Origin of the sequence: Ruminococcus sp. CAG:330, assembly GCF_000437175.1 — a bacterium.
GTDB lineage: Bacteria > Bacillota > Clostridia > Oscillospirales > Ruminococcaceae > Ruminococcus_C.
Genome location: NZ_FR898034.1, coordinates 12,429 through 25,144, shown reverse-complemented (window position 1 = coordinate 25,144; position 12,716 = coordinate 12,429). Strand labels below are relative to the sequence as shown.

General features: G+C 56.9%; 9 protein-coding genes. 1 reads left to right on the top strand and 8 read right to left on the bottom strand.

Annotated features, from left to right (window positions below):
- The 5 genes from mutL to miaB form a co-directional block, all read right to left on the bottom strand.
- Positions 1 to 1,204: DNA mismatch repair endonuclease MutL (gene mutL, locus QZL66_RS04045; protein WP_293601841.1), on the bottom strand; the 1,204-nt coding region annotated here is incomplete at its 3' end.
- A 54-nt stretch (positions 1,205 to 1,258) separates the two neighbouring features.
- Positions 1,259 to 2,725 carry a DNA mismatch repair protein MutS gene (gene mutS, locus QZL66_RS04040; protein ID WP_022410467.1) on the bottom strand — a complete coding sequence of 489 codons (1,467 nt, stop codon included), beginning with the start codon at positions 2,723 to 2,725 and terminating at the stop codon, positions 1,259 to 1,261.
- Positions 2,726 to 2,736: 11 nt separating this feature from the next.
- Positions 2,737 to 3,891, bottom strand: coding sequence for a DNA mismatch repair protein MutS (locus tag QZL66_RS04035; RefSeq protein ID WP_022410466.1), 1,155 nt, complete (start codon positions 3,889 to 3,891; stop codon positions 2,737 to 2,739).
- Between the two features lie 29 nt (positions 3,892 to 3,920).
- Positions 3,921 to 4,337: a YlbF family regulator gene (locus QZL66_RS04030; protein ID WP_022410465.1), complete on the bottom strand. Its 417-nt coding sequence runs from the start codon at positions 4,335 to 4,337 to the stop codon at positions 3,921 to 3,923.
- Complete coding sequence (miaB, locus tag QZL66_RS04025) at positions 4,334 to 5,752, bottom strand: tRNA (N6-isopentenyl adenosine(37)-C2)-methylthiotransferase MiaB (protein ID WP_022410464.1); 1,419 nt, start codon at positions 5,750 to 5,752, stop codon at positions 4,334 to 4,336. Before miaB ends, QZL66_RS04030 begins: the two co-directional genes overlap by 4 nt.
- 515 nt (positions 5,753 to 6,267) lie before the next feature.
- On the opposite strand from miaB, the gene QZL66_RS04020 reads away from it, so the two are divergent.
- Positions 6,268 to 7,176, top strand: a complete 909-nt coding sequence (locus QZL66_RS04020; RefSeq protein ID WP_022410463.1) for a TIGR01212 family radical SAM protein — start codon at positions 6,268 to 6,270, stop codon at positions 7,174 to 7,176.
- A gap of 1,126 nt (positions 7,177 to 8,302) precedes the next feature.
- On the opposite strand, the gene QZL66_RS04015 is transcribed toward QZL66_RS04020, so the two are convergent.
- The 3 genes from QZL66_RS04015 to QZL66_RS04005 all read right to left on the bottom strand — a co-directional run bounded on the left by QZL66_RS04015 (position 8,303) and on the right by QZL66_RS04005 (position 12,558).
- Complete coding sequence (locus QZL66_RS04015) at positions 8,303 to 10,267, bottom strand: protein kinase domain-containing protein (RefSeq protein WP_022410462.1); 1,965 nt, start codon at positions 10,265 to 10,267, stop codon at positions 8,303 to 8,305.
- A 224-nt stretch (positions 10,268 to 10,491) separates the two neighbouring features.
- Positions 10,492 to 11,769, bottom strand: a complete 1,278-nt coding sequence (locus tag QZL66_RS04010) for a methionine gamma-lyase family protein (RefSeq protein WP_022410461.1) — start codon at positions 11,767 to 11,769, stop codon at positions 10,492 to 10,494.
- 3 nt (positions 11,770 to 11,772) lie between these two features.
- A complete protein-coding gene (locus QZL66_RS04005; protein ID WP_293601840.1) occupies positions 11,773 to 12,558 on the bottom strand; it encodes a GNAT family N-acetyltransferase in 786 nt (261 codons plus the stop codon).
- Positions 12,559 to 12,716 lie beyond the last annotated feature (158 nt).

Sequence of the window (12,716 nt, the reverse complement as noted above, 5' to 3'; positions counted from 1 at the left end):
CCTGCCGTGAAGATTCTGCCGGCGCCGTCTTTGCAGGCAGTGCGGACTCCGGCGGGAGGAACACCTCCGGCTCCGGTTCTGCGGGCATTTCCGGAATCGCCGGCACCGGTGCTGTCGGTTCCGGCAGCGTGGGCTGGGTGAACTGCTGCGGCTCCTCCACCAGCGCTGTCCAGTCTTTCTGGGGCACACGCTCCATCTGGAATTCATAGATCAGCCCGTTTTTCATGAGGGCGTTTTTCACCCCGAAATACAGGCTGTCCATGACCGCCTTTTCGTTGGAGAACCGCACCTCCGCCTTCGCAGGATGGATGTTCACGTCCACCTGTGAGGGCGGTACCGTCAGCATCAGCACACAGGTTGGGAACTTCCCCACCATGATGAGATTCTGATAGGCGTTTTCCAGTGCCACGCTGCACGCTCGTGAGCGCACATAACGGCCGTTGATGAAAAAGTTCTGGAACGTGCGGTTAGAGCGAGAGTAGAGCGGCTTTCCCACATAGCCGGTGACATGATTCATGCCGTCCTCATACTCCACCGGAATCATGTCGTGGGCAAACTCCTTGCCGCAGATGGCGTAGATCGCACCGTAGAGGTCGCCGCTGCCGTCGGTGCGGAACTCCGTCCGGTTGTCCCGAATCATGCGAAAGGCGATCTCCGGATGGGAGAGGGCGATCTTCTGCACGATCTGGCTGACGGCGTTCGCCTCGGTCACGTCACGCTTCATAAACTTCTGCCGCACCGGCACATTGAAAAACAAGTCCCGGATGATGAGCGTTGTTCCGTCCGGACAGCCGGTCTGTTCCAGCGTGCCCTCGCTGCTGCCGGCAATGGTATAGCTGGAACCGTAGGCATCGCTCTTTCGTTTGGTGAGCACCGTCACTTTTGCCACCGCCGCAATGGAGGCGAGCGCCTCGCCACGGAAGCCCAGCGTTCCGATCCGGTCCAAGTCCTCTTTGGTGGAAATCTTACTGGTGGCATGGCGGAGGAATGCCGTCGGGACATCCTCCGGTGCCATACCGCACCCATCGTCAACGATGCGCATGTAGGTCGTTCCGCCACGCTTGATCTCCACAGTGATGTGCGATGCGCCGGCATCAATGGCGTTTTCCACCAGCTCCTTGATGACAGAGGCAGGCCGTTCGATGACTTCGCCGGCAGCGATCAGCTCCGAAATTTCCTTTTGCAATACGGTAATATGCGGCATGACAAACACCTTCTTTCTAAGCGGCATCCGCCGCAGTTCCAAAATGAATCAGTGTTAAGACAGCATCTCTGTCAGGTCGGTCAAAAGCTCCCGGCACTCCTTGTCGCTCAGCTCCGCCAGATTTGTCTTTTGCAGGGTTGCGATGACACGTTCCTGCTGCATCTGGGCGAAGCTGATCTGTCCGGCTGCGTGTTCCGCCGGAGATGCCGCAGATGCGCTCTGCTGTTCCAGTTCCGAGAGCACCTGCTTGGCACGCTTCACCACCTGATCCGGCAGTCCCGCCAGTTTTGCCACGGCAATGCCGTAGCTGTCGTCCACACCGCCGGGAACGATCTTCCGCAGAAAGCGAATGGAATCCCCGTGCTTCTTGACAGCGACGCTGTAATTCTTTACGCCGTCGGTTTTTTGCTCCATATCCAGAAGCTCGTGGTAGTGGGTGGCAAACAGGGTCTTACAGCCGATCTTCCGGCTGCTGATGTACTCCGCCACAGCACGGGCAATGCTGACACCATCCAGCGTGGACGTGCCTCTGCCCACCTCGTCCAGAATGACCAGACTGTTCTGTGTGGCGTAATTGAGAATATCGGAAACCTCTTTCATCTCCACCATAAAGGTACTCTGTCCGGCGGTCAGATCGTCTGATGCGCCGATGCGGGTGAAGATCTTATCCACCACAGAGATGCGGGCGTATTCCGCCGGCACGAACGAACCGATCTGCGCCATGAGGGTAATCAGCGCCACCTGACGCATATAGGTGGATTTTCCCGCCATATTCGGGCCGGTAATCATCAGCATCCGGTTGGACTTCAAGTCCAGATAGGTGTCGTTGGGCACGAACACCTCGTCTGTCAGCATGCGCTCCACCACCGGATGTCTGCCGTTGGTGATCTGAATCGCACCGTCCATGGCGATCTCCGGCTTAGTGTAGTCGTTTTCCAGTGCGATATTGGCAAAGGATGCCAGCACGTCTACCTGCGCCACTGCAGTCGCCGTCTCCTGCACGCTTTGCAGCATGGCAGCCAGACAGTCCCGCACCTCGGTGAAGATGCCCTCCTCCAGCCGGAGCACCCGGTCTTTTGCGCCGAGAATCTCATTCTCCACCTGTTTCAGTTCCTCGGTGATGAACCGTTCGCTGTTGGCGAGAGTCTGCTTGCGGATGTAGTCCGCCGGAATCAGGTCGTAGTACGAGCGTGTGACTTCCAGATAGTAGCCGAACACCCGATTGTAACCGATCTTCAGTCCTTTGATGCCCGTGCGCTCCCGTTCCCGCTGGAGAATCTCGTCCACAATCTGCGTTCCGCCGTTCATAATGCGGCGCTGGCGATCCAGTTCCTCGTGGAAACCGTCCCGAATGACACCGCCGTCCTTCAGTGTGATGGGCGGGTCATCCACAATGGCGTTTTCCACCAGCGTCACCACCCGTTCCAGCGGCGAGATCTGCTGTTCCAGTGCGGCGAGCAGACGAGAAGACGAGAGCTTTTTCAGCTCCGCTTTCAGCGCCGGCAGCTGCTGCGCTGTCATGGAGAGGGATTTCAGGTCACGCGGTGTGGCTTTCTGGAAGCTTTCTGGAAGAGCCCCCGTGTCATCAGACGCTCCAAATCGTACACATTGTCCAGCAGCGCACGCACCTCCATGAGGGACACGCTCTTCTTATAGAACGCCTCCACAGCATCCAGACGTGCCATGATCTTCAGCGGCTGCACCAGCGGCTGTTCCATCCACGTTTTCAGCAGGCGCTTTCCCATGGCGGTGCGGGCATCGTCCAGCAGCCAGAGCATGGAGCCTTTGCGCTCCTTGCCGCGAATGGTCTCGGTCAGTTCCAGATTCCGCCGTGCGTTCAGATCCAGTCCCATAGTCTCGGCGCTGTCCACCACGTCAATGGAAATAAAACGGGCAATGTTCCGCTTCTGTGTCTCCCGAATGTAGTCCAGCATCCCGCACACAGCGCAAGCCCCTGCGCCGTCCTCCTCGATGCCCAGCAGCTCCAGCGAGTCCACACCGAACTGCTGGCAGATGAGCTCCCTGCCGGTGTCCAGCGAGAAGCACGCATCATCCCGCAGCGTCACAGCGCATTGCAAACGCACCTTGACGAAATCCATCACAGATTTCAGGGAGAGCGCCTGCGCATTCAGCACCAGCTCCGCCGGCGTATAGCGGGAGAGCATGTCCATGATGCGGACGGTCAGGTCGGTAGTGCCCTGCGGGACAGCGAGGGACATCTCACCGGTGGAGAGGTCAGCGAAGCAGAGGGCACAGCTGCCGTCTGTCCCGTAGTACAGGCTGCAAATGTAGTTGTTGGCGTTGTCGTCCAGCATGCTGCTTTCAATGAGCGTGCCGGGGGTGACGATACGGATGACATCCCGTTCCACCAGTCCCTTGCTCAGCGCCGGATCGGTCATCTGCTCGCAGATGGCGATCTTATAGCCACGGTCCACCAGCTTTTTCAGGTACAAGTCCACGCTGTGGTAAGGCACGCCGCACATGGGCGCACGCTCGTCCAGACCGCACTCCTTTCCTGTCAGCGTCAGTTCCAGCTCTCTGGACACCAGAATGGCGTCCTCAAAAAACATCTCGTAGAAATCTCCCAGCCGGAAAAACAGGATGCAGTCGCTGTATTTTTCCTTAGTTGCCGCATACTGCTGCATCATGGGCGACAATTTTTCCTTTGGCACATCCGCCAGATTCATAGGGTTTCCCTCCGCTCTCTCTGTGATACTCAGTGACAGCCGCCGCAGGACGAACAGTTGCCGGTGCAGCTGCTCAGATCCGGATGACAGGTATCCGGATCCTCCCCGTTTGCACACATGGTCAGAATCAGATCCACTTCCCGCATCATGGCATCCATCTCCTGCTTTGCCGCTTCAAACGCCGCCATGTGGGGGTTCTCCCGAATTTCGAGGTAGCGCTCCTGAATCTTCTGTTCCAGCTTCTGAATCTTCCCGGTGTTCTGTTCCTCTGCGGCACGCTCGGTCTCCCGCTGATAGTTCATCCGCAGCAGGTTGAAGTCCTGAATCGCCGTCTGCAATGCGGCATCGCTGTCGTTCTCGTTCTTTGCTGCGTGATATGCCAGATAGCGTGGATCTGCCTGAACGGCCTTGCCCAGTGCTCTGGCTGCTGATTCTACTGCATTCATTGCTGTTCCTCCTCCGGTGTCACAAGGACACCCTCTACTGCCCAGTTTCGTGTCTGCGTCACACGGACAGAGACGAACTGTCCGATCAGACTTGGATCACCGGGAAATTCTACGATGATAAACGCCAGATCTTTGCCCATGAGGAAGCCCTCCCGCTTGCTCTCTCCCTCAACCAGCACCCGAAGTGTTCTGCCGAGGAAGCGCTGATAGTGTGCTGTGGCGACCTCCCGCTGGAGCTTCAGCAGGCGTTCCATGCGCTGGCGCTTTTCGGCATCGGGAGTCTTGTCCTCGATCTCCGCCGCCTTGGTGCCACGGCGCTTGGAATAGATGAAGGTATAGAGATTGTCGTACTGCACCTGCTGCACCAGATCCAGTGTGCCCTGAAAATCCTCCTCCGATTCATTGGGGAAGCCCACGATCAGATCGGTGGTCAGGGAAAAGTCCGGATCCCGCTGCCGCAGATAGTCTACCGTTTCCAGATACTTCTCCACGGTGTACCGGCGGTTCATGGCTTTCAGAATGCGGTTGCTGCCGCACTGCACGGGCAGGTGCAGGTGTCTGCCGATCTTCCGGCTGTCCAGAATCGTGTCCAGCAGCTCCGGCGTGGCATCCTTGGGATGAGAGGACAGGAACCGGATGACGAAGTCACCCGGAATCGCCTCCACCTGCCGCAGCAGCTGGGCGAATGTGATGGGCTCCGGCAGGTCTTTGCCGTAGGAGTTGACGTTCTGTCCCAGCAGCATGATCTCCCGATAGCCGTCCCGCACCAGTTCCCGTACCTCCTGCAGGATCTGTTCCGGCCGGCGGCTGCGCTCTCTGCCACGGACATAGGGCACGATGCAGTACGTACAGAAGTTATTGCACCCGAACATCACGGGCACTGCCGCCTTAAACGGGTGTTCCCGTGACGGCACAATACCCTCGTACATGGCATCGTACTCGCCGGTATCGCAGGCGAACTTCGCGCCCTCCAGATGATCCAGCAGCAGCTGCGGGAAGCGGCTGAGCGATGCCGTGCCGAACACGATATCCACAAAGGGATAGTGCTTCCGCACATACTCCGAGGTCTGCTCCTCCGATGCCATGCAGCCGCAGAGCACGAGGATCAGGTCGGGATTGCGTACTTTTTCATGCTTGATGTTGCCGAGGATGCCGTACACATGATCCTCCGCACTCTCCCGCACAGCGCAGGTATTCAGCAGGATCAGGTCTGCCTCCTCCCGTTTTTCCGTGAGCGTAAATCCGATCTCCCGCAGCATGCCACGGATGCGTTCGCCGTCAGAGACGTTGAGCTGACATCCAAAGCTGTGCACATACGCACGAATCTCCTCCCGTCCGGCGAACAAGTGCGACCGAAGCTGCGCCAGCAGCGATTCCGGCAGCGCCTCTGCCAGCACGGTATCCTGTATCTTCATCCCGTTTTGTCCTCATTTCTTCCTGAAAATTACCGTATCTTCCTTTTTCGCCGGACGAAAAACTGTCGTCCGGGAAAAGACATTACGTTTTTTATTATACCATAATTCGTCCGGCAATGCAAGCTTTTTTTCGAGATTTCCAAGCAAATTCCCCTGTGCCGCAGCGGCGGACAGCGGCGCACTTTTTCAGAAAAATTCCCACGGATTTTCACAAGGCAATCACATTCCTCCGGTATAATACAACCATCGTCATTTGAAGCAACCGTTTCATCTGAACATAAATTTCTTACCGTTTCTTTCCAAGAAGCGGACCAACAATTTCGTGCGTTAACACAGCATTCCCCTGCAGCTTCTTCTGAGATCACCGCCGCTCCAGCCGGCTGCGGACTCGTGCAGGCATCCTGTGTTCCGTGCGTTTCCAAGCGTACATTCCAAAAATGTCCGCAAGATACATGAAGAACCGGTGGGTTACCTCTCCTTTCCCCACCGGTTCTATTTGTCTGGAGGTGTTTTTTATGGATCATCCCCGCTATTTTTCCGCCGGTGCCTACTATCTCCAGCGCTTCGGGAAGCCCATGCAGAAGGCGGTCATCGACGCCGGCTTCTCCTGTCCCAATCTGGACGGCACGCTCTCCTACGGCGGCTGCACCTTTTGCAGCGGCGGCAGCGGACACTTCACCCCGTCCGGCACGATTCCGGAACAGATCGCCGCAGAGCGCACACGCATTGCACACACCCATCCGGATGCCGGCATCATCGCCTATTTTCAGGCGCACACCAACACCTACGGCACGCCGGAACACCTGCGGCGCTGCTACACGCTGGCGCTGGCACAGGACGGTGTGGAGGCGCTCGCCATCGGGACTCGTCCGGACTGTCTGCCGGAGCCTGTGCTGGACGTGCTGTCGGACATTGCCGAACAGACTGCCCTCACCGTGGAGCTGGGACTCCAGACCATCCACGACGCCACGGCAGAACAGTTCCGCCGTGGCTATGGCTTCGACCAGTTCCTGCGCAGCTTTCAGGCGCTGCGGGAGCGGCACATCCGCATTTGTGTCCACCTCATCAACGGGCTGCCCAGCGAAATGGATGCGGACATGCTGGAAACCGCTCGTGTCGTGGGACGGCTCCGGCCGGATGCCGTCAAGATTCACCTGCTGCACATCCTCCGTGGCACACCTCTGGCAGCGCAGTGGCGTGCCGGCAGGATTCCCGTTCTCTCTCAGGGGGAATACGTCCAGATCACCGCAGCACAGCTGGCGCTGCTTCCGCCGGAAACCGTCATCGAACGGCTCACCGGTGACGGCGCAGCGGAGGAACTTCTCGCCCCACGCTGGAGTCTGCACAAGACCGCCGTCCGTAACGCCATCGCCAGACATCTAAAGTACACGGACACCTGGCAGGGGAAAAACTTCATACCATAACGTCAAAAAAATCCCTGAACGGTAGACCTCCGTTCAGGGATTTTGATGCACTATAAAAAGGAGAAAGAACTTTCATTCCTTCGCATAAGTTTCGATTGGACTCACTCCTCACGTCGTTTTATCCGGTACAAAAACTCTTGTTCGAAGCCACATCATGAACCACGCCCTTTCGCAGACGAACCATTTTGCGGACTTAAATGAACTCTCGCCTTATTCCATGGGACTCACCTTTTCGGTTTTATTTCGAAAAATCAGTGCTGCTTTCCATGGGACTCACCTTTTTCAACTTGATCTCGTTTTTCCAAAAACCGCTGCTCTGGCGGTATCAACTCAAAACTACTGCATCGGTATCACCTAATGGTCGTTACTTGATTACTCCAGCATATCTATTCTAAGACATTTCTGTCGAAGATTCAGCATCGTCATCATGCTGAATTACGTTCTTCTATGCTGCCAATGCAAATAACAGATTTTCAACGTAAACAGTTGCTCACGTCAATCCATCGGTCTTCCTCGGCTCACATCGTTCTTTATCATTACTTTCGTGCCCTCGCCCAGTCTGTGCTGAACCCTCGCTACGCTCTTATCTTTGTGCAGCCGGTGCTCGATCCGACGTTGACAGCATATGCAGCTGTGACTCTTCATTTGCCATCGGATTTCGCCCTCCTTTTTGATGTAGATTCGCTTTCCAAGAGGAAACCCTCAGACCTTGAAAAGCATATCGTGCGGGAACCACTCGCTTTGAACCCTCTCGCCGGTTTCTCTTCGCTGTTCCCTTTCGTTGTTATTATCATACCACACTTCCGGTACAATGTCAACAGTTTTTTTGATATTTTCCGGAAAAATTGCGCATTTCTCACAAAAGAAAGAAATCAGCACTTTTTCCTTATTTTTCTTTCGTGAAAGCGTGATAATCTTTCGTATCTGTCACCAATTCTTTTGATTCATTTGGTGTTACATCTATTTACCACGTTCAGGAGATACTCCGGTTTTAGAAAACATGGTACGTTCTGCTGAAAACACACGGATGCGTGGTCAGAAACCACCCGATTTTTCCCGATTTCCGGCAAAAAAACAGACCCAAGCGCCAAATGACGCCTGAGTCTGCTGTATGATCCGGATATTTTTACTGCTGCGGTGCTTCCGTAGCCGGTGCCTCAGTGGGCTGTTCTGCCGGAACGGTGGTTTCCGCTGCGGCTGCAGTGGTTGCCTCGGTGGGTTCTTCTGTAGGTTCTTCCGTGGTGACTACCGGATTATTCGCATAGTAAACGGTGATCTGGTAGTTATCATTCAGATTGATGGATGCGCCTGCCGAAATGTCCACTTCCTTGCCGCCCTTGGTCACAACAATTCGGGTAACACTGCCATTGGTGTAGCCCTCGTTGATCTCTGCGGCGGTGGTATAGGGGATGTTCAGCTCGTCCAGCTGCGCACTATAGGACTGAAGCCCATAGCCGGAGTAGCTGGGGATCTGTACGGTTGCCGAGCCCTTGCTCACCTGAATCTTCACCGGCTTGGAGGAATCGAACGTATCGCCGCTCTCAAACTCCTGCCAGCAGATCTGCCCCTTGGCGTAGACATCGCTGTAGACCTCTTCCACGTCGAACGTGATCCAGGAGGCGTAGCGTTCCTTCTGGGCATCGTAGTTCTTGCCCAGCAGGTCGGGCATCACGCTGTCGCCGGTGGCAGCAGCCGTTGCCTCGGTGGTGGTCTCGCCGGAAACAACGCTGACAGTAGTCGCCGTCACCTTGGTTCCGGAGGAGGACTCCTCACCGCCGAACAAATTGCCGCCGAACACAAACAGACAGATCAGAAACGCCAGAAGCAGCACGATTCCCACAATAATGGGCACTTTCAGCCGGTCGACTGCACCGGCTTTCTGGGGAGCGTCATCCTCATACTGCTCTTCCCCGCCGTAATCGTCATAGGCATAGTCATCGGTGTAGCCCTCATTATAGCCGTAGTCCTCCGGTGCGGCATAGCCGTTGTCGTAGGGCTGTTCCTGCGGCGGCATCTGCTGCTGCGGACGGTACTGCTGGGGCTGGGGCTGCCTGTAAGGCGGATTCTGCTGAGGCTGCCCGTAGCCGCCCTGTGGCACATAACCGGCATAGGCAGCGCCTGCCTCTGCAGCGTGCTCATCAAAAAGCCGTGTCACAAGCTCCGTCACCGTCTGAATCCGCTCGTTCCCATTGAGGCTCAGTCCCTGCATGATCACGTTGGAAACGTGGCGGGGCACATTGGGATTCAGCAGATTCGGCGCTACCAGATTGTCGTTCTCCATCCGGCTGATGGCAGACGGTGGCATGCTGCCGGTGAGGACACGGTAGATCACCGCACAAATGGCGTAGACATCTGTCCATGTGCCCTGCCGGCTGTTGACAGAGTACTGCTCCGGTGCGGCATAGCCGTTATAGATCTCGCACTCCAGCTCTGTGTTAGCGGTGCGGACAGCAGCGCTGGAAAAGGCGGTGAGCAGCAACTCGCCCTTGCGTGTCACATAGATGGTCTCCGGAGAGATGGCACGATGGATCACACCGGTATTGTGGAGCAGACTCAGCGTTGTCAGCAGCGGCGGCAGCATGTGGGAAAGCTGTCCCCATGTCAGTTCGCCGGCGTTTTCTTTCAGATAGTCCACAAAGCGGATGCTGTCCACGTATTCATTGACCACATAGGTGGTGTTGTTCTCAGCGAACAGATCCACCACGGTGCTGATGCGCACCTGTCCCCGCAGATGTGCCAGAGATTTGTGCAGTTCCGTGAACTCTGCCATCAGCGCCTTGTACTGTGCCAGACGTGCCGGAATGACACTGATGACCGGCGAGCCGGTCACACGGTTGCACAGGTTGCGGGGCATGTACTCCCGCAGGAGTACCTTGCAGCTAATGGACTGGTCATATGCCAGATAGGTGATTCCCTCGCCGTTTGCTGAGAGCGCAACACCCACGATATAGCGGTTGTTGTTCAGCGTGGTGCCGGGGATGATAAAAGACGGGTCACTCGGAGACTGGTCATAATATCCGCAGTTCGGACAAACGCCACGAGAAAATTCCGTGCGTTCCATACAGCCATAGCATAACTTCCGTTCTCCCAAAGCGATACCTCCTAATTCTCATTGCAGTTTGCGGATTCGCCCGCGGGGCATTTTCCGCTCATTTTATTGTACCAGCAACCCTGGCGGATGTCAACTGTTTTTCTGCAAATTCCCGTGGAATCGACGGAAATTGTAGCCATTTGTAACACTTCTGATACTGTTTTTACGATTTCGATAATTTTTCGTCAAGCTTTTTCCGAAAAATCGGCTGTATTTTTCCGGTCTTACAGCGTGATCAGTCCCTGCTCCAGCAGCTTCTGCGCCGCCAGCAGAATCCCGATCTTGCCGCTGTTGTAGGTGATACCGCCCTGCATCCAAACGGCAAACGGCTCCCGAATGGGGGCATCGGCGGACAGCTCGATGGATGCGCCCATGGTGAACGCACCGGCTGCCATGATGACCTTGCTGGTATATCCCGGCATGTCCCATGCCTCCGGCACCACGTAGGAATCCACCGGCGATCCCTGCTGGATGCCCTGACAGAACGCCGTGAGGCGTGCCTCGTCGCCCAGCCGGATCGCCTCCACAATGTCGCCACGGGTCTCGCCCACACGGGGGTAGCAGGCGAAGCCAAAGCTGCCGAACAGGGCTGCTGCAAAGTCGGCGGTTTTCAGCGCCTGTGCCGTGGTCTCCGGCGCATGGAAAAAGCCCAGATACATTTCACGGTTCATGTCCAGCGTACAGCCGACTTCCTTGCCCATGCCAATGCAGGTCAGACGCTCGGCGCACTGCTGCACCAGATCTTTTCTGCCGGCGATGTATCCGCCGGTGCGGGCAATGCCGCCGCCCACGTTCTTGATCATAGAGCCGATCATCAGGTCGCAGTCCGCCTGTACCGGCTCCTGTGTCTCCACGAACTCTCCGTAGCAGTTGTCCACCATGATGACGGCATCCGGATTGGCACGGCGCACGATCTCCGCCAGCCGGCGGATCTGCGCAATGGTCAGCGCCGGACGCAGCGAGTAGCCACGGGAGCGCTGGATGTACGCCACCCTCGCCCCCTGTACGGCATCTGCCACAGCGTCATAGTCTGGCGTGCCGTCCGCCAGCAGCGGGATCTCCCCGTACTGTACGCCGAAGTTTTGCAGCGAACCGCTCTTGGCATCACCGGTCAGACCGATGACGCCCTCCAGCGTGTCGTAAGGTCTGCCGGTGAGGGCGACCATCTTGTCCCCTGTGCGCAGCACGCCGAACAGGGCGACGGTCAGCGCATGGGTGCCGGACACGAAGTTATGGCGCACCAGCGCATCCTCTGCGCCGAATGCCTCGGCGAATACCTGATCCAGCACTTCCCGGCCCTGATCGCCGTAGCCGTAGCCCGTGGTGCCGTAGAAACACGGCTCGCTCACACGGCTCTTCTGAAATGCTGCCAGCACCTTGGCGCTATTATAAGCGGCATTCTTTTCAATGCGCTCGAAATCTGCTTTGCAGGCATCCTCTGCCTGCTGCGCCGCCTCCAGCAGGCGCTGATCAATGGAAAAAAAGTCTTGCAGCTCTGTCATAATTTACAGTGCTCCCTTCTTCTGTTCTTCTTTTTGGACGTCGGTACGCTCCAGCACGTACTCCGAGGCGATTTCCCGAAACCCGATTTCCCGATAGAAGCTGATGCGGATGTCCAGCGCAAACAGCACGGCATGCTTGCCCTGCTGCGCCAGCCACTGCGCCGTCCAGCGCAGGAAATCACGGGCGTAGCCGCTTCCACGCTGCGCCGCACGGGTCGCCACCTGTCCCACCAGCACCTGATCTTTCCAGTCAAAGACCAGCGTCAAGGTGGAGCTGTTCCGGTAGGTGAGCACGTGGCTCATGCCGTGCCGGCAGCGGTGGGACACGTCAGTCAGCCAGATGGGATAGTCCAGCAGATTGGGGAAGCCCTCCTGCAAGATGCCATAGACATCCTGCAATTTCGGCTGAAGCGCCACCTCCTCCGGCGAGAACTGCGCCGACGGCTGGGATGGCACCAGTTCAAAGGTCGCCCGATGCAATTTCTGATAGTTGGGAATCTCCGCCAGCGCCGGCAGCAGAAACTGGGGGCACTCGATGCGGAACGGCAGATGCATCCGGACGAACGTGACGATCTCCTCGCTGGGAATCGGCTGCGCCGCACAGATCAGCAGCGTTGCATTAAACAGAAACATCCAGCCCGTCCCCTCGGGATACTGAAGCCGGAAAAACCGGCAGAAATCGTAGCCGCCGCCGTAAGCCCGCTGGTAAGAGAGCATCTGCCGTCCACGCCATGTCTGTTCCAGCACCGCCGTTTCCTCCGGCGTAAATGTTGCGATTTGTTGTATCATACGGTCACACGTCTTCTTCCATGAGTTTTTGAATCATCTGGGGCAGGAATGCAGCAAAGGCGTCCAGATCTGCCAGATCTGCCACGCAGGACGGCGAGTGCAGATAGCGGCACGGCAGAGAAACTGCCAGCGTCCGCACACCGCCACGGCTGACATGG